Genomic DNA, 19020 nt, shown 5'->3' with positions numbered 1-19020 from the left:
AAATCTTCGAAACTGCCCAACGCACCCAAACTACCAGCAAGGGGAGACGGCCTGGATCACGTCCCTGCAGGCTCCGGTGCTTGTTTCACCAGATCGTCGACCATTTCGATCGCATCGCCGACGACCTTTGCAGACCGAGTATTTCGCGCGTTCAAGAACTTCTGCTTCAGAGAATCGAGGCATTTGACGACAGCGGCATGCTTTTCCTCTGACAGCTCGTCCCTGGCACGTTGCTGCATCTGATTCTTTCCCAACGTGTCTTGTTGTGCCAGTTTGTCGAGCCAGTCATTCAAGCAATACAGCACCATCAGACACAGGTTGTTGGTGATGTAATCGCGGTCTTCGACGTACAGCGGCGGTTCGGGGATCGAATCGGCGACCGAAGCGAGGTCACAGGTGAAACGGAAAATCGCGTCGGCGTCACCGCTCCGCGCCGCGGCATCACCTTCCAGAAAGACACGTGAAAGCTGCAGATAGCGGCCATCGCTTTGATGATCGAGCTGGGCGTCCAAAGCTTGGGGACCGATCGACAGGTCTTCGGGCGTGCTGGACGTCTTGGGTTGCACGCTGCGAATCCGATTGGCCAATTGTTCGCGAACGGCGCGCGTGGCGATTTTGGCCAGTTCGTAGGTGGCGTCGTCGTCATCGGTCAGCGTCCGCAATTTTTCGAGCTGCTGCAACACTCGCAGCGGGACGGTGAACAGTGCTTTGTCGGGGTTGTTGCCGAAGAACGCGATGTCTGACAACAATCCCATTCGCAGGATCACATCCATCACTTCACCTTCGCCGTCCAGGATTCGCAGACAGTCGATCGCTTCGTTCAATCGTCCGCTCTTGGCCATCACCCAGCCGCATTTCCGCGCCAGATCGCTGCGAATATGAATACGCACCAGCCGGTCGCGGACCAGTTGGACGGCCTCGATTGCCAGCTGCAAGGCGTCGTTCTGATTGCCGCGTTCCCACTGGACATTGATTTTCCAGACGTACCACTCGGCAGCCTTGTTGGCTTCGACTTCGCCAAGGTTTTCCAGATGAGCGGGTGGGTCGCCGAGCGATCTGGACGCGTCGGCCAGCACAGCGTCTTTGCCGCTGCCATCCAGCGTGATCGCCCAGCGGTACTCACAGCGCCCGAGCGAGAATCGCGTCTTCAGGTCTTGATCGTTCTTGTTTTTGGCTTGCTTGAACGCTGCGATCGCCAGACGAAAGTGCTCATCGCGTTGTCGGATCGACGCTTCATCATCACCGATGGAGCAATAGTGGGCGATATCTTCGCAAACGTTTCCTTTGGTGATGTAAGCCGAAACGATCGGGCAATGAACTTCCTCGGCCCATTGGTCGAGATACAGTTCGAGCGCGCGATCGGCCCGCGAGAGGGAAGGTTTCAGGTAGGCCAGCTTGTCGCTGATCGGCTGTTGCAGAAACGCCAGTCGCACGCCCAGGTCCGCGCTTTTGGCAGAAACTTCATACAACAATTGTGCGTCCGGGTCGGTTTGATTGGTGTCATCCGGGATCAACGACAATGCGGATTCGGTGGCATCGAACGCCTGTTTTAGAAACACTCCCTGTTGGGCACGCGTCTCGCTGGCGTTGGCCAATCGTTCAAAACCTTCGCTGCGGATAAATTCAATGACATCGGTGGCCCGTCCCGATCGGGCAAGTTTGTCGGCCAGCGTCAACAATTGCTGCCCGTCGCAACTGCGGATGGAGACCGCCGCCATTGCCACGTCGCTCAAAAACTCCCTGGCATCGGCCTGCGACAAGGACGCGTCTTGTGAGGCGATGGCGGAGATCGCGACCCGTTGGCGGCGGTATAGGTCTCTGTCTTGAAATTCCGTCCGCGTCATCGGATCCCGGTACGCTACCGCGGCAACCTGACAAAGCTTGGTGACTTCGTCGACCGGCCAGGGAGACTCTTTTTGGAAACCGCTCGGCAGCAGTTGCCCATCAGCGAACCGCATCGCGTCGTAAACGACGTCACGGACCGTCGGCAACAAAACCATGCGCACCAGAACCCCCTTGGCGTTGGAATCACCGGTTCGGGGGCCGAATCGATCACGTCCGAACCGCTCCAACAAAGCTCGTGAAGGTCGCAGCAGATAACGCAGCGCGATGTCCTGTCGCTCCTGGGGATCCCGCGCCGCTTGCCGCATTCCGATGCCGATCCGATGCAGCGCCTTGAGGGTTTGCGTGGACAGTTCCGTGGTCGTCTCGGCCGAATCCAACCGCTCTTGGACCAGTCGCGGGATCGCGATTCGGCTGGCCTGGGCGCCACCGCTGGCGACCGCCTGGAGAAACAGTTCGCGTTCCAGTGCGGTGGGAGCCCCCTGGTCGGTCGATCGAACCAGCGTCTCGGCCAGCTTCAAATACGATCGGGACCGGCTGACGTCAGATGCGTTTGCAGACCCCTGGGAATAACGCAGCGACACGACTTCGTCATCAGCGATACCAGATGACGCGATCGCGTGGCGGACCAGCATGTCCGTCCCCAAATACAACCGCGTCGGGCCCAATGCCTGGATCGACTCTCGTGATGCCGTGGCGAGTTTGTCAGCCAGGGGCCCGATGTCTTGGTTTTGAAGACAGGCCGCGCACGCCAACAGATAATTGGCATAGTCCTTGGAAATCTTTCCCAGATAGTTGTGCTGGGACGATTGCAACCTTTCCGCCGCAGCGGACACGACGGATGGATTCGCCGGCTCGCTGGCGATTTCACGTTCGATGCGGATGGCGGCCGACAATTCGGCTGACGTTGCCGATTCATCGATCTGTTTTAACCACGCGTCCAGGTCCAACCCCAACGGGGCTTGCCCGGCAGGATCGGAAATCAATTCCGGGCTCTCACGCAGCAACGAAATCGCGGTCGCGGCCACGAATTCCTCCGGAACCGACATCTGGAGTTTGTCTTGCACCCATCGGGCGCTGTTGATCTGGGTGTAAAAACGCGTGGAGCGGTCGTCAGGGTCAGCGACGATGCGGCTCGCGATTTCGCGCATGTAGCTTGCCAGCAACGGTTGCATGCGCAAGTGCCGCAATCGATTCGGTGGGATGCCCGTTTGGTTGATCGACGTCAGCGTCAATTCCAAGGCATTGTCCGCCGAGCGATGTTGTGCCATGGCATCGACAGCGGCCAGGACCGCTTTCTGTTCGGCGTTGATCGCCGACGCGCTGCGCAATTGTTCAATCAAACGATCGACTTGGCTCCACTCGGATTGCTGGACCGCGGTCCGCAGCTGGGCGATTTGTTTTTCCGTCCGCAGATCTGGAAAACCGTCCAGAACACGTTGTTTGGTTGATGGGGCGATTGAACCCACGGTTGTTGCCGTCCCGGTCACCGCCGGCTCGACAGCCAAAGTGAATCTTTCACGAATTTCGGCCCAACGATTGGCATACAACGCATTCGGACCGAATTGACGGACAACCAATTCGGCTCGAATCAGATCGCTCAGTCGCGTTTCATCCAGCCACTGCTCGGCCGTCCACGTTTTGATCTCTTCGGCCGGCATGGTCGCCAACACCGGCAGCAGGGACGCCAGTGTCAAATCGATCGATCCCTGCGAAAAATCGCCTGGACGCTCATCGAGCGATCGGCGCAGCGCGTCCACGTGTTCGGCCCTCGCCACGTCAGTCGGTTGCCGGGATTCATCGGTCGAATTCGAATCGAGCAACAAACCACAGCGGACGACGGCGGCATGATAGAGCGACAGGTATTCTTTACAGGCGTTTTGCAGCAGTGCGTCGTTGGTGCCCCGCCAACTTTCTAGCCCACCAAGAATGGCGTTGTTTGATTCGGTCGGTTCCAGCGAGAGCTCAGCAAGACAGGTCGCCAACGCCTGGCTTTCCTCCGTCGTGACGACCGCTCCCGGCCTGGTTTCGTACTGTTTCAGCACGGTGTGGATCTTGCCGATCAACCGCGTCGCCGCGTCGGCAAACAGGGCATCGGCTTGGTCCTTCAATTCCCCTTCGGATTGTTGCGAGATTTGCGCCGAACGATGCATCACTTGTGTCAGCGAAACGTGTGATTGTTCGAACGTCATCGGCCCGGCGACTTCATAACTCGAGCGCTCCGTGGCAAGACGTTCCGCGACCTCGATTTCGCTGCGATAGAAAAACGCGTTGAAGCTCTCCGGATGGGTCACGCTCCACACACCGATGCCCAGTCCCACCGTCACGAGCAAGACGGCCACCGCGGTGATGATCCGGCCGATCGTGATGCCGCCACTTTTTTCGACCCCCGATGCGACGGCGATCGCGTTGACGAATTCGGTGCACGAACCGTATCGCTCACTCGGCACCCGGCGAAGTGCCTTTTGCAAGACCTTTCGTTCCGGTGGCGTGAGCGCGTCGAGGTTCAGCTTTCCCGTCGACTTTGCCACCAACATGCTGGCGTGCGTGGTGATGTCAAACGGAAGCAGACCGGTGCGAAGCTCGTAATAGGTGACCGCCAGCGAGTACTGATCGACCTGGCGGCTGTAGCCCTCGTTGTGCAGCACTTCCGGCGGCGCGTAGGCCGGTGTCGCAAAGGCCTGCTGCGTCTGACGCATGTCGCCTTCCATCTGCTTGGCGAGCCCAAAGTCACACACTTGAGCCTCGCCGCCGACCAGCAGGATATTCTGGGGTTTGATATCACAGTGATAGATCTGATGCTCTTGGTTGAGCAAGTCGATCGCACTGGCCGACGCGCGCAGGTAACGCACCGTTTCGGCCGCGTCCAATCCGTACGGGGTGTCGTAGGCATCGGGCCCCAAACCCGCATCCTGACGCACGAATTTCAAACGATCATAAAGCGTGCAGTCGCCCAACCCCATCACCACGATCAGCTGTTCGGCGGTGACCTTGGGCTTGGCAGGCTCCGTCGGAACCGGCGTTTCGGACGACGGCTCCACCGCGGGCGGGGAATACGGCATTCCGCTCCCGATCGCCATCGTGTCGCCCATTTCCGCCATCTTGTCGCTCTGGGTGTCCGTCGTGGCGTCCGTCGCCGGCGGTGCGGGGGGCCCCTGTCCCGGTGCGTGTTGCCCCGGAGACTTTTGCCCAGCGCGAGCCTGACCGGGGCCCACTCCGACTCCCACACCGCTGATCGAATCGAGCGTCAGTTCCTCGGTTTCGCCGTCAGCGAGTACGCGCCCATCAGCGTCCTTGGTCCAAAATCCGAACAAGGGGCACAGGTTGGGATGGTGCACATCGCGGATCGTTTTGAGTGCCTTGAGCTCCTTGCGGCCGCCCAAATCCTTCAAGTTGCGCACCACTTTTAGTGCGACCTTGATCCCGCCGGCAGCCTGGGCCTGCCACACGTCTCCCGCCATCCCGCTGCCGAGGGGAGCGATCAGGGTATAGCCCGGGACAACTTCCATCCCAGGATGGAATTCGACGGGAGGAGCGTTACTCATAAGAGGGGGTCAAGTCAGGCGGGTCTTTCGAAATCGGGGCCAACCCTGTGATACCAGCTTAACGTGTGCTTTCAAGCGTTGTTGAGTGCCACCAATCTCCGCCACCGATTTTAAGCGTCTGAAGCGGGAAGGCAGCTGAGAATCGGCGGAAATCAGGCAAGTTGGTCCTTTTGTGAGTGTTGGCTTGTTTTTCGCGGCGGGGTGATTTTACTCGGGGGTGAGAGAAGCGGATCGAATAGGGGATCAAATTCGTTGTTTCGCCCCAGAGTCTCCACCCAATCCGGTCGACGTTAGTGGAAGCCACACACTTCCGAGTGATCGACATTAATTCACCTCCACGCCATCAGGTCCTCCAGGTTCCGTCATGTCGCGACACTGGCCACAACGTCTGCTCGGCTCGATTTCTAAACGCCCGCGCCGAACCAACGCCCGCAAACGGAGCCGACGTCGCCGCGGATTGGTCGAATCGCTAGAAAATCGCCGCCTTTTGGCGGTCATCACGTCGCCCGACACGGTCACGGTGGACGAGAATCAGCCGCTGGCGATCGACGTTCAATCGACCGATGATCTGGACTCCGAGGGCAGCGGACTGACCTACTCGATCAGCGGAGGTGCGGATCAGAGCCTATTCAGCATCGATGCCAACTCGGGTGTTTTGCAATTCCTGGCCGCACCTGATTTCGAACTGCCCGCCGACGACGGTCAAGACAATGTGTATGACGTCGATGTGACGGTCACCGACAGCGATTCAAATTTTGACACGCAATCGCTTCAAGTCACCGTGGACAACGTCAATGAAACTCCGGTCGCCGAAGCGGGCGGCCCCTATGCGATCGACGCCGGGCTGACGATCAACGTCGACGCCAGCGGGACGGCCGATCCCGATACCGGAGATGCACTGACGTACGCCTGGGACCTGGACCAGGACGGCACCGCTGATTTCACCACCAACAATCCGGTCGCGGCAATTCCTTGGATGACCGTGATCGACCACATCGGCGTCGGCTCGCACACGATCGATCTGACCGTGACCGATACCGACGGCCTGACCTCCACCGACTCAGCGTCGATCGACATCAGCGACCTGTTCATTTTCCCATCCGTCTCCGACGGTGCCGACGATGACTACACGATGGTGATCGACGGCGCCGACCTGCGCGTCAACGAAACCGGCAGCGGCACCATGCTCAGCCGCGTCCCGATCGCAACGATCGCCAACATCGCCGTCCAGGGCAGCACCGATCGGGACACGCTGACCATCGATTACAGCGGCGGAACGATCGAAACCCCGATCTTCTTTGACGGCGCCGATCCACTGAACGACCCTAACAACCCAGGCGTGCCCGGCGACGCGCTGCGTCTGGTCAACGCCGCCACGCTCGGTGTCAATCACAGCTTTGCCCCTCCGGTCAACGACCAGATGGGCGGATCGATTTCGATCGACTTTGATCCGTTGACCTCCGGAATGATCACCTACACCGGGCTGGAGCCGATCATCGACAACCTGAGCGCCGTCGATCGCGTCTTTACCTTCACCGGCGGCGCCGAGACGATCACGCTGTCGGATGACGCGGTCGCCGCCGACAACGTCAATCGAATCGATTCCACCTTGGGCGAATTGGTCGACTTCTTGAACCCTACCAACTCGTTGACCATCAACGCGGGAACCGGGGATGACGTCATCGAGATTTTGGATCGCGACAGTCTGTCTGCTTTCCCGGTTTTGAACGTCAATGGCGACGACGCCAGCGACACCATCAATATTGCCGACGTACGAGCGACGCTGACGGCCACTCTCAACGGTGGCGTCGGCAATGACATCCTCAACGTCGGTCTGGGTTCGTTGGACGCGATCGATGGCACGCTGGTGATCGGTGGCGGAGCGAATGAAGCCCTGCCGACAACCACCGATAGCGTGACCGCTAAAGCGATCACCGTCGATGCCACGCTGGAACATGGCGACGAACTGAATGTTTCAGACAGCACAAGCGTCGCCGCCGAAACGTACACACTGACCGACTCCACGCTCGCGTCGTCCGGTTTTGCCGGCAGTTTGACCTACAGCGGCATCGAATCGCTGACGCTTGATACCGGCAGCGACAATGACGGCGTCACCATCACCACCACCGGCGACCGAACTCGGACGACCCTCAATACCTACGCCGGCGCGGACACCGTCACTGTCACCACCACCGGCCTGGAAAGTGCACTGCTGGTCGATTCGGGCGCCGACAACGACACCGTCAACGTGCTGGGCACCGGCACCACGGGAACGCCCGGCGTGGTCGACGCCAGCGTGACGCGGGTGACCACCGGCAGCGGCGATGACGACGTGACGGTCACCACGACCGGCGTCGAAAGCGGACTGGCGATCGACACCGATGGCGGCGACGATGTGGTCACGTTGGCCGGCAGCGGCGGACTTTCGGCGACCAACATCGACACCGGTGATGACTCCGACGTCATCAACGTCCGGGCCACCGGAACCGACAGTGCGACCGACATCTTCGCCGGCGCCGGACTGGACACCATCAACGTCTCCTCCGACGCCGCCGGCTCGCCCAGTGCCGATCGCGCCATCATGCGTGGCAACCCCTCCGGCGTGCTCGATTTCATTCTGGGCGACGTCTGCGTCTATGGCCAAGATCCCGGCATCGCCGCGCCGGGAATCACCGAAACCGTGACCGCCAAAACCATCACCGTCACGCAAAGCTATGAACTCGGCGACGAATTGAACATCAGTGACGAGGGCAACGCCGTCGCGCAAACCTACACGCTGGACACCACCACGTTGACGCGCAGCGGACCGATCGGCGTGCTGACCTATGACACGATCGAGACGTTGAACCTGGAAACCGGCTCCGGCGACGACATCGTCACCATCACCGATACCGTCGATCGCACACGGACGACCCTCAATACCTACGCCGGCGGCGACACCATCACCGTCACCACCACGGGAACAGAAAGTGTTCTGGTCATCGATTCGGGCGCCGACAACGACACCGTCAACGTGCTGGGCACCGGCACGACGGGAACGCCCGGCGTGGTCGACGCCAGCGTGACGCGGGTGACCACCGGCAGCGGCGACGACGATGTCACGGTCACCACGACCGGCGTCGAAAGCGGACTGGCGATCGACACCGAGGGCGGCGACGATGTGGTCACGTTGGCCGGCAGCGGCGGACTTTCGGCGACCAACATCGACACCGGTGATGACTCCGACGTCATCAACGTGCGCGCCACCGGAACCGACAGTGCGACCGACATCTTCGCCGGCGCTGGTCTGGACACGATCAACCTCTCCTCCGACGCCGCCGGCACACGCAGCGCCGATCGCGACATCATGCGTGGCAATCCCGCCGGCGTGCTCGATGACCTCCTGGGCGACATCTGCGTTTATGGCCAAGCCCCGTTGCCAACGACGCCGGGCATCACCGAAAGCGTGGCCGTCAAAACCACCACTCCCACACCAATCACCGTCACCCAGAGCTATGAACTCGGTGACGAGCTGAATGTGAGTGACGAGGGGAATCCGGTCGGTCATTCCTACACGCTTGATGCAACCGTCACTCCGGATGCGACTCGATTGACTCGCGTCGGTCTCTCGGGTGTGCTCACGTATGAGACGATCGAGACGATGAATTTGGAAACCGGCAGCGGCACCGATGATGTCACGATCATTTCCACCAAAGATCGTACACGCACCACCATCAACACCTACGCCGGAGCGGACACGATCGATGTGATGACCACGGGTGACGAAAGCGTGTTGGTGGTCGACTCCGGGACTGAAGCCGACACCGTGACTGTTCACGACACGGGAACAACAGGAACACCGGGCGTGTTCGACGCGAGTGTCACCCGGGTGACGACTGGGGAAGGGGCCGATACCGTGACCGTCACCACCACGGGCGTTGAAAGCGGGCTGGCGATCGACACCGGCATCGGCGACGACACCACGACGGTGACGAACACCGGCATGAATTCAGCAACCGCGATTTTGTTGGGAGAGGGAGCTGACGTCGCAAACATTCGCGGCACTGCAACCGGCAGCGGGTTGGACATCAACGGAGGTGACGGAAATGACACGTTCAACATCACGTCCACAGCCGATGGTGCTCCCGCCCCTGGGATGCCCGACGGAAATTTGTTCGGCAATTTGGACGCCATCCTAGGCGACATCTGCGTCTTCGGTGAAGGTCACGATGCCACGTCGACGCCCGAATCGGTCAGCGGTCGACAAACAATCGGCTCGGATGTCACGGTGACGACGACGGTTGAAAGCGGAGACACGTTGAACGTTTCTGACGAACTCTCCCTGACCGCCCAAAGCTATGCGGTCTCAGCCACCACGGTTCGACGAGGCACCGGTGGAACCGTGACGTATGAAACGACCGAGACGCTGAATCTGAGAACCAGCCGCGGTGACAGCACCGTCACCGTTGCGTCGACGGCGGATGCCACAACGTTTCATCTCGACACGTTTCTTGGTTCCGACGTGGTGACAATCAGCAACACCGGTGACGGTTCGATCAACCGGATTTCGACCGCTGATGGTGTCGATGATGTGACCATCGATTCAACCGGAGACATCACCCCGACCGGCCACTCGAGTGTCACGCTGGTTTCGACGGGGGCCGCTAATGATACGGTTTCAGTCAACTCGCTTGGCGACCAGGCGGGGCTGCAAATCGAAACCGATACGGGCGGTGACACCGTGACGTTGGGCGTTGAAATCGCTGCACCGCCCCGCACCGGATCGGCCGTGGTTGTGGTGTCCGCCGGAGACGACGACGACACGTTGAATGTCGACGAAGTGTTTCTGAACACCGTCGTCGACCTCAGTGGCGACGCGGGCGAGGACAGCTTTCATCTGACCGCTGCGGGATCCGATGCCGCCGGATACCTGGACCGACTCAACAACGATCCCCTGGGCAGTGACGCCGTGGCAGCGACGCGTCAACTGTTCCTCGATGGCGGTGACAACGCCGCCGGGACGCGCACCGTGTTTCAAGGCGTGGTCAACAACGCGGAATTCCCCGACGAACAAACCGTGACGGGTGTTGCGGTGGGTGACCAAGTCTTCGTAAACGCCTCCTCCGCCACCGACGCGTTGGATCTGCGTTATGTGATCACCGCCGCGGCCCAGGGTGTGCTCGCGACCACCACGCCATCCTCTCCCCGTGCGACCACCGGTAACGAAGTGTTCGAGACGTTGGGCATCGAATCGGTCGACATCACCTCGGGATCGGCAAACGATCTCTTGACCGTCACCAGCGACGTGACGATCGACGTGAATTTGACCGAGCACTTGATCGATTTTGATGGCGGCGGCGGCGACGACAAATTCGAAATCGTCGGCACCAGCGGTAGCGACCTGATCACCGTCGGCACCGATGACACGCCCAACGACCAGCCCTTTGAAATCGACAATGTCGAATTTATCCGCATCGACGGCAACGAGGGCGACGATCAAATCTCCACCCAAACACCGGCCCTGGGAACGCTCACCGGCGGACTGGGAAGCGACACGCTTTACGGCGGATTTGATCAAGACCTGCTGACCGGCGGACCGGGCAAGGATTTCTTGTTCGGTGGAGACGGCAACGACGTGCTGCTGAGCGACCAGGCCTTCGGCACCGATTCGATCGTGTTTGCCGAAGGCGAGGTCCTCAACGGCGGCAGCCAATCCTCGTTGACCCCGGGCGACGTCTGCATCCAGGTGGGCGTGGACGCATTTCGTGATTGCGAAGTCATCGGCGATGGCGGGGGCACGAAGGACGTGCTGACCTGGTTGCGTGCGATCATCATCCCGCCCGACGCCGTTTCGTTCTCGGCGATGAACAGCCCCATTCTCGTCCCCTTCGCACCAGTCCGTGACACTCCGGCGCCCTTGCTCGCGGTCACCGAACCGAGTCAGATTCCGTCGGTGGTCGCCACCACCAGCAATCCCCCACCGGTCGTCACACCGCAGGGGTTTGCCGCGACCGACGTTAACCAAGACGGCATCCTGTCGGCACGGGACGCCCTGGTCGTGATCAATCACGTCGCCCGGTCGCAAAACAGTTCTGCCTCCGGCGAGCAAACGCTCAGTGAAGGCGATCGGGCCAAAGACGTCAACGGAAACGGTGCCATCGAACCGTCGGATGCACTGATGGTGATCAACGCGATCGCCAGGCAAAGTTCCTCCGTCGCGGAAGGAGAACGCCCGCTGGCGTCCGATTGGATTCCGGCCGTGGACAGCGTGTTCGGCCAGGGCGACGACGAACGCTTCCTGGAAGATCTGTGGTTGGAAATCGGCGCGCGGTAGTCCGCCCAGCGACATCCCCCGCGGGCCCCCCTCCGAACCCGAACGAGCCCCATTTGCAACGCTTGTTGCCAAAAGTCAACATTGTTGATTTGACTCCCCCCACGATCGACCTAGGTTTAACCTGAATCCGCACCATCCGTTGTTTTCGGGTGCGGCAATCAAACCACAAGAATCGAAGACTCGGGGGAGTTCAAACGAAATGTTAGCCGCAAAATCCTGGGGCGGACTGGTCGCCGCAACCGCCTTGCTGGTCGGAACCGCTGGCGCCTGTGACGATTGTGCCAAATGCAAAGGGACCGGTGTCTGCACCAAGACGGTCCAAGTGCCCTGCACCGTCATGAAGACCGTCACGCAAACGTGCTATCGCGAAGAACAGCGCACCGAAACCGTGTTGGTCCCCAAAACCATCACGGTCGAAAAACAAGTCCCCTACGAATACAACGCGCTGGTGTGCGTCGAAAAAGTTGACGAACAAGTCATCGAAGTCAAAACGCCCAAATTCCGCTGGGTCGATCAAGAATACACCATCATGGTTCCCGGCAAGGACACCGTCACCAAGATCCGCAAACGGACCGAGTGTGTGCCGGTCACCGAAACCAAGACCTGCATCGAGGACCAGGGCCACTGGGAAATCCAAATGGTCGCCAGCGACAGCTGTGGCGGATGCAAGTGCACCGAAAAGAAAGTCTGGTGCCCCAACCCGGTCGAAGTCACCAAAGAAGTCACGGTGATGAAGGAGGTCTGTGTCGAAGAACCCTACACCTGCGAAGTCTGCATCTCGGTGCCGATCAAAAAGACGCGCAAGGTCAAAGAGTACTTCACGAAAACGGAAACCAAGACCATCAAGCATCCTTACAAGACGATGGAATACCGCAAGAAGACCAAGATGGTCACCGCTTGTGTCCCGGAAACGGTCCAGGTCGAACAGACTCGCACCTGCACCGTTAAAGTTCCCTACACGGTCGAAAAACAGGTCCCCTGCACCGTGATGAAAACGGTCCAGCAGACCTGCCCTTGCAGCTGCGGCTGCGGAGCGTAAGTCACTGGCGCCGACGGCGCCGATTCGATTTGCGTGCTTGACGGTGTATCCCGAGGGTCGCCGTGTTCTCCGAACTCGGCGAGTCGCGAAAAGTCGCCGTGTTCTCCGAACTCGGCGAGCCGCGAAAAGTCGCCGTGTTCTCCGAACTCGGCGAGCCGCGAAAAGTCGCCGTGTTCTCCGAACTCGGCGAGCGAAAATAAGCGAAGCTTTGACTCGCGCCGACCTCGGAGAGGACGGCGACAGTCCAGCCCAATCGAAAACGAAGCTGCGGTAGACGACTACGTCTCGCCGGCCCGCAACGTGACCGACATTCCGAATACGTCGCGGAACAGGCCGGATTGCTGCTTCATCGCGATCTGCTCCAGCGACACGTCCCGGACCCCCGGGACGTGAATCATCAATCGCTTGCCGTCGTTGTGGCATTCGATTTCGCGGATTCGACTGGTCCGCGTGTCGTCCAGGGCGGTCGCCAATCGCAGGATCGCCGCCAATTTGCCGACGATCACGCGGGTTTCCAAATCCAGCGACATGTAGTCGGCATGACTCGGTTGCGGCGGTGCACGGCGATAGTACCGAGCGATCAATCCGACTTGCAGCAGCTCGGACCGCGACAGCCCGAACAGCTCGCTGTACTTGATGATGTACAGCGCGTGTTTGTGGTGGCTGCGGACGTTGATCTGCATCCCGATTTCGTGCAGCAATGCCGCCACGTGAAGGATCACTTCGTGACGGTTGTCCAGCCGGTGCTGGGGCCGCAACTGGTCAAACAGTTTTCGTGCCAGCTCGGCGACGCTGCGGGCGTGCATTTCATCAAAGTGAAAACGCCGACCGAGCGACAACGCCGAACGCACGATCTGGTTGCGAAACTCGGCCGTCCAACTGCCGCCGGCCGCGATGTCTTTTAATAACCCTTCTCGCAGGTTGGTATCGCTGACGTACAGGTGTTCCAATCGGAACTGTTTGGCGACCATCGTGTAGGACAGCAGCGCCGGCCCCAGCGTTTCCGCTTCGATGAACGAGGCGCCAAACCGCTTGACGATTTCATCATCGCCCATCTTCAGCACCGCGTCGGTCAGTTCCGCCAAGGCCTTGGTCGGCAGCACGGCCAATTCGCGAGGTTGCCAGTCATCGAGAATCAACCGTGTCGCCAAGCGGATGTCGCCCCCGATCGCCACCAAATCCATCTGCGCGTCGCTGCGGACAAAATCGTGCAACTGCGTCAGTGTCCGATTGATGTGGTTTTCCAGCAAGGCGCGGCGTCGGTCGACACCGGCGCGGGCCAAGTCGATCGCTTGCAACATCCGCAGCGATCCCAGCCGGAACGAATTGCTGGCCAGCACATTGCCGCTGCGGACGATCAACACCTCCGTGCTGCCACCGCCGATTTCAAACACCATCGCTTTGCCGTTGGCAAGCTCCGGATGGGCCAGCAACTCCGGCGTGATCCCCATGTACGTGATCCGATTGACTTCGGCTTCGTCGATCGGTTCGACATGCAATCCGGTCGCGGTGTAAACGCGATCGGTGAACGCGAGTCGGTTGGCCGCTTCACGAACGGCGCTGGTCGCAACGACGCGAATGTCCGACGTTCCGTCCATGCCGTACTCGCGCAAGACGCGTTGATACTGTGACAAGACGGACACGACTCGTTCGATGCTCTTGCGGGACAAGCGACGCGTCTCGAAGGCTTCTTTGCCCAGTTGCACCGGCTGGACCAACTGGTCCAACATTCGAACCTTGCCGCCGGCGTGGATCTCGGCGACCGCCATCCGGATCGCCGTGGCACCGATGTCGATGACGGCAACGATCCGTTGGATCGTCGTGGGTGAAGGATCGATCGCCCCGGTCGCGGGTTGCTGCGCCATCGAGCTAGACATGGAAATCCTCGTCCTCGTCATCGTCGTCGCGATCCGGGTGCATCGGATCGTCCGGATCAAAAAACAAATCGGCCAATCCCAGCGGGACGGCGTCGCCACCGAGCGTTCGACTCTTCCGCTTGGACAATTGCTCCAGATCCAACGCTTCGTCCCCGAGGCAACTTTGCAGGGCTTCCTGCCAAGCGACGTCGCGGCTGACCGGATGATCGGGGTTCTGTGAGATTCGTTTCAGGGCGTAGCGAAGCAGGTTGATCCCATCGCGCGGCGAAAATTCCAACTTCAATTGATGCGAACGCTGCAGAAACTCCACCGTCATCGCCAGCATCTCCGGTTCGGCGAACGGCAGGTGGTATTGCAAGATCGCCATCTCGTCCTGCTTGTTGGGAAACCCGACCGGCAACGTCGGCTGCAACCGGCTCATGATGTAGTCGGGGATTTCGAACGTCGATTCGTCTTGGTTCATCGTCACCGCGGCGCGAAACTCGCTGTGCGCGTCGATCGTGATGCCCGCGACGATGGATTCGACATACCGCCGGTTGTCCAGCAGCGGCGCGAGCGAGGCCCACGACTTTTCGTTCATCCGATTGCCCTCGTCCAAGACGCAAACGCCGCCGCAGATCATCGCCGTGACCAACGGCGACGCGTGATAGGCGATGTTGCCGTTTTGGCTCAATACCGGCGTCACCAACAAGTCTTCCGGCCGCGTGTCCGCGGTGCACTGGTAAATGTACAGCGGGCGCCGCTGGGCTTTGGCCGCCGCGATCGCCAGTTGCGTCTTGCCCACACCGGGCGCACCGATCAATCGCGGCGTCAACGGCAAATCGGCTTCGTCCAACGAGATCCAGCAAGCCAACAGCTGCTGGAAAATCTCGGCTTGGCCGATCCAACGACCGGGAGCGACATAGGGTTGGGCCAGCTTCAATAGAACGCCATCGATTTCGACATGCGTCGAGCGCAACGCATCATTTTCGTCGGGATTGGTCATCGGGTCTTTCGCGGAGCTCATCTTAACTGTTCATACCGTCCGGTCCGACCGGTACCGCCCGTGACGGGCCCGGTCTCAATCTCTTCGCTGTCCAAAAGGAATCTTACTCATTCGCCCGTGCCGGTATAGGCAGACGCCGGTTTCGCCCGGCCGCCCGATTGCACGCGTGTCTCTTCGTCCTGAACCGCCGCCACGATCGCCTGGATGTATTGGTGGATCGAATGATCGGTGAAATGATCAATTTTCCATTTTCGAAGCCCACGGAGAAACCCGCGCCACTTGTCACGGCGTTTGGAAACCCGCCCGAGTCTTCGGATGCGCCCGTTGCGATCAAAGTAGACTTCACTTCCGCTGTGTCGGTAACCCAGGATCGACGGCGGCACCCGCGTGACGATGTCGTTATTGTGGACAAAGCGATAATGATCCAGTTTAACAAAGTTGATGTACCGCCGGTTACCCACCCGAGGGCTCCCGAACGTAAACAACTCCACCGGGTCGCTGGGGATGTGCGACAGATGGCAGCGACCGGCACAGATCGTGGCCATCGCCCCGCCGAGTGAGTGGCCACAGAAATACAGCGAATGGTGGTTGTCCAACAGTGCCGTCTCGATCATCGGCCACAGATCGTCCACCTCGCGTTTGAACCCGCGATGCACTCGTCCGACCGTTTCGGCGACCACGCTGGCGGCGTTGGCGTCGGCCCGAATATCATTCCACTCATTCGGTTCGGTCCCCCGGCATCCGATCACGCAATCGTGGTCGTTGCGAAAGCGATACGCTTGCGATCCGTCGCGGTCAAAGAAGGTCACGTCGTCAAACCCGACGATCGCCGCGGCCGCCTTCACCTCCGCTTCATCGTTGTACGCAATCATCGACAACTCGGCAAACAGCAGCGAACGACGCAGAAAACTCATCGCCGCGATCGGCCCCGAGACCACCGAATGGACGACCAACGGGACCTCTCCCGGATCCTGAACCCGGCCGGTCGCGTCGACCGACTGGGCGACGTCTTGAAACATCCCTGCACCCCGTTTCCCAGATATTGTGGTATGGACGAACTGGTCAATGTACAGCCTACGTCCCGCGGCCCCCTCCTGACCAGCCCACGACACCGTGCGTCGTCGCATGCTCCTCCACGACGCTCGCGGGAAGCATTGCGGTCTACAAAATTTACGATGGCTCCCGTCTCCCCCGGCGTTGCGGGGGAAAAGGGCTGGGGATGACGGGACCAGCGGCCTGCCAAAAGCCACAGAGATGAGCGGACAGACGGCTCGGGTGCAGGCCCCCTTCACGTGCCGCGTCTGTGGTCGATTCACAGCGACGGGAGGGGCGATTCGCTACGCGGTGACCGTCGGGACGGCGATTTCGCTGACGATGTCCTGCAACACGCTTTCCGTGGTCACCTTGCGCAGCCGCGATTCCCCACGCAGGATCAGCCGGTGATTCATCACCGGGGCCAGCACGCGTTTGATGTCATCGGGGGTGACAAATCCACGCCCGCGAATCGCCGCCATCGCCTGGCCACATCGAAACAGCGCGATCGTCGCACGCGGGCTGCCCCCCAGCGCGAGATCACTGTGATGACGCGTCTGCTCGATGATCTGCAAGAAATACTGACGCACGCGGGGATCGACGTGAACCTTGCGGATTTCCGCCTGTGCCGCCAACACCTCCTTGGACGTCGCCACCGCTTTCAAACCATCGATCGGGTGCGTGTGCTGGAGCAAGTCCAGCATCCGCATCTCCTCTTCCATCGTGGGGTACCCCAAACTGAATCGCATCAGAAATCGATCCAATTGTGCTTCGGGCAACGGGAACGTGCCCTCGTGATCGACGGGGTTTTGGGTCGCGATCACCAAAAACGGCTTTTCCAGCACGTGCGTCGTTCCGTCGACGGTCACGCAGCCCTCGGCCATCGCCTCCAACAACGAGGCCTGGGTCCGCGGTGTCGCCCGATTGATCTCGTCGGCCAACAGAACTTGAGTGAACACCGGTCCGGCGCGGAACTCGAACTCGGCTTCCTTTTGGTTGAAAATCGAGGTCCCGGTCACGTCGGTCGGCAACAGGTCGGGGGTGCATTGGACCCGTTTGAACTGGCATCCGATGCTTTTGGCCAGCGCCCGTGCCAGCATGGTCTTGGCCACCCCCGGGACGTCTTCGAGCAACAGGTGCCCACCGCTCAGCCACGCGACCAGGGACAACACCAATTGCTTTCGCTTGCCGACAATCGCATGTTCGACATTGGCGATCACCCGCTTGGCGAAATCGGAAACCGCGGCGACATTGGCGGCTTCGCCGGCACCCGCGGCCGCGGCGGTCGGATCAACAACAGGGGGGGCTTCGGTCATCAGGGGCAAATCGACGAAAAGACGAGGCGGACGCGTGAGGGGGCCGGCGGTGGGGAGTGAGTACCAGTTTAACTGATCCATTCGATTCGTTTATTTGTCTAAAACTTTTTGCGGCGCCCCGCCACGGCTGGAGTTTCGCCCCTCGGGTTAGAATGACCCGGCTCTCACACCGTAGCGGAAGCCGCCAAGGCTTTCGCGCCGGTCGCCCCCCCCCCCCTGCGAAACTCTTGGCGAGTTCCGCTACGGGACACCCACCGTTTGCGCCGATTCTTCCCGCCGCATGAAAATCACCGCGATCCCACAGCTGTACCGGAATCTGCGCCGCTGGCGCGAGATTCTGGCCGTGCTGCGCCGCTATGGACTCGCCGATTGGCTCAGCCAGCATCGTCGGCTGCCATTTCGCGGATGGTTCAAAGATCATCGCGGCACGCCGTTGGCCGAGTACACGCGAGAACAACGGGTGCGGATGGCGCTGACCGACCTCGGCCCCACGTTCATCAAGCTTGGTCAGATTCTGGCCGCCCGCCCCGATCTGGTCGGCGTCGCGCTGAGCGAAGAATTAAAAGGGCTGCGGGCCAACGTGCGCCCAGACAGCATCGAAACGGTCCGGCAAACACTGGCCAAGGAATTGGGTGAAAACTACGAGGCCTACTTCGCCAGCATCGATGCCCAGCCGCTGGCGAGTGCCTCGATCGGCCAGGTCCACCGCGCGGTGCTGCACGACGGTCGCCGCGTGGTCTTGAAAGTCCAGCGAGCGGGCATCGAAAAAACGGTCAAACAGGACATCGAGGTGTTGAGCGGGTTAGCCGTGTTGGCCGAACGCGTCGAAACCGTCGCCGCGTGGCGACCCGGCGATGTGGTCCGCCAGCTGGCACCGATCATCACCCGCGAACTGGACTTTAGCCGCGAACGGCAATCGCTCGAACACTTCTCCACCTGGATCGCCAAACATAGCGTTGATGTCGTCGTCCCCAACCCGGTCGCCGAGTTATGTACCCGACGCGTGTTGGTGATGGACGAGTTGATGGGCCGCTCGTTGGGCGACTGTTTGCGTGAGGCGGCACGAAGCGG

The 19020-nt window shown here is 60.4% G+C and carries 9 protein-coding genes; 4 read left to right on the top strand and 5 right to left on the bottom strand.

Annotated elements, in window-relative coordinates; translation table 11 throughout:
• Positions 1-56: 56 nt before the first annotated feature.
• A complete protein-coding gene (locus tag H1B37_RS25485; protein WP_182870103.1) occupies positions 57-5351 on the bottom strand; it encodes a protein kinase domain-containing protein in 5295 nt (1764 codons plus the stop codon).
• A 400-nt stretch (positions 5352-5751) separates the two neighbouring features.
• On the opposite strand from H1B37_RS25485, the gene H1B37_RS25480 reads away from it, so the two are divergent.
• The 3 genes from H1B37_RS25480 to H1B37_RS25470 all read left to right on the top strand — a co-directional run bounded on the left by H1B37_RS25480 (position 5752) and on the right by H1B37_RS25470 (position 12939).
• Entirely contained in the window at positions 5752-11700 is a 5949-nt protein-coding gene (locus H1B37_RS25480; RefSeq protein WP_182870102.1) for a dockerin type I domain-containing protein, read from the top strand.
• 199 nt (positions 11701-11899) lie between these two features.
• Positions 11900-12739, top strand: coding sequence for a hypothetical protein (locus H1B37_RS25475; RefSeq protein WP_182870101.1), 840 nt, complete (start codon positions 11900-11902; stop codon positions 12737-12739).
• 62 nt (positions 12740-12801) lie between these two features.
• Positions 12802-12939 carry a hypothetical protein gene (locus H1B37_RS25470; protein ID WP_182870100.1) on the top strand — a complete coding sequence of 46 codons (138 nt, stop codon included), beginning with the start codon at positions 12802-12804 and terminating at the stop codon, positions 12937-12939.
• A 78-nt stretch (positions 12940-13017) separates the two neighbouring features.
• On the opposite strand, the gene H1B37_RS25465 is transcribed toward H1B37_RS25470, so the two are convergent.
• The 4 genes from H1B37_RS25465 to H1B37_RS25450 form a co-directional block, all read right to left on the bottom strand.
• Complete coding sequence (locus H1B37_RS25465) at positions 13018-14616, bottom strand: Ppx/GppA phosphatase family protein (RefSeq protein WP_286178164.1); 1599 nt, start codon at positions 14614-14616, stop codon at positions 13018-13020.
• On the bottom strand, positions 14609-15622 hold the full coding sequence (locus tag H1B37_RS25460; protein ID WP_182870098.1) for an AAA family ATPase: 1014 nt from the start codon (positions 15620-15622) through the stop codon (positions 14609-14611). Before H1B37_RS25460 ends, H1B37_RS25465 begins: the two co-directional genes overlap by 8 nt.
• A gap of 86 nt (positions 15623-15708) precedes the next feature.
• Positions 15709-16620, bottom strand: a complete 912-nt coding sequence (locus H1B37_RS25455) for a lipase family protein (RefSeq protein WP_182870097.1) — start codon at positions 16618-16620, stop codon at positions 15709-15711.
• A gap of 318 nt (positions 16621-16938) precedes the next feature.
• Positions 16939-17949 (bottom strand): AAA family ATPase, encoded by a 1011-nt coding sequence (locus H1B37_RS25450; protein ID WP_182870096.1) that lies wholly within the window; start codon positions 17947-17949, stop codon positions 16939-16941.
• Positions 17950-18229: 280 nt separating this feature from the next.
• Between H1B37_RS25450 and H1B37_RS25445 the strand changes: the two genes are divergently transcribed.
• Positions 18230-19020, top strand: a 791-nt coding sequence (locus tag H1B37_RS25445; RefSeq protein WP_182870095.1) for an ABC1 kinase family protein, incomplete at its 3' end; no start/stop codon positions are given.

It is taken from the genome of Stieleria mannarensis (assembly GCF_014154935.1).
Classification (GTDB): Bacteria; Planctomycetota; Planctomycetia; order Pirellulales; family Pirellulaceae; genus Stieleria; species Stieleria mannarensis.
The sequence above is the reverse complement of the archived record's forward strand: the minus strand, read 5'-3'. Positions and strand labels throughout refer to the sequence as shown.

What these genes read in the sequence shown, in the direction of transcription:
- H1B37_RS25485 (WP_182870103.1), bottom strand. Translation starts at nt 5,351, where the DNA reads ATGGAAGTTGTCCCGGGCTATACCCTGATCGCTCCCCTCGGCAGCGGG.
- H1B37_RS25480 (WP_182870102.1), top strand. Translation starts at nt 5,752, where the DNA reads ATGTCGCGACACTGGCCACAACGTCTGCTCGGCTCGATTTCTAAACGC.
- H1B37_RS25475 (WP_182870101.1), top strand. Translation starts at nt 11,900, where the DNA reads ATGTTAGCCGCAAAATCCTGGGGCGGACTGGTCGCCGCAACCGCCTTG.
- H1B37_RS25465 (WP_286178164.1), bottom strand. Translation starts at nt 14,616, where the DNA reads ATGTCTAGCTCGATGGCGCAGCAACCCGCGACCGGGGCGATCGATCCT.
- H1B37_RS25460 (WP_182870098.1), bottom strand. Translation starts at nt 15,622, where the DNA reads ATGAGCTCCGCGAAAGACCCGATGACCAATCCCGACGAAAATGATGCG.
- H1B37_RS25455 (WP_182870097.1), bottom strand. Translation starts at nt 16,620, where the DNA reads ATGTTTCAAGACGTCGCCCAGTCGGTCGACGCGACCGGCCGGGTTCAG.
- H1B37_RS25450 (WP_182870096.1), bottom strand. Translation starts at nt 17,949, where the DNA reads ATGACCGAAGCCCCCCCTGTTGTTGATCCGACCGCCGCGGCCGCGGGT.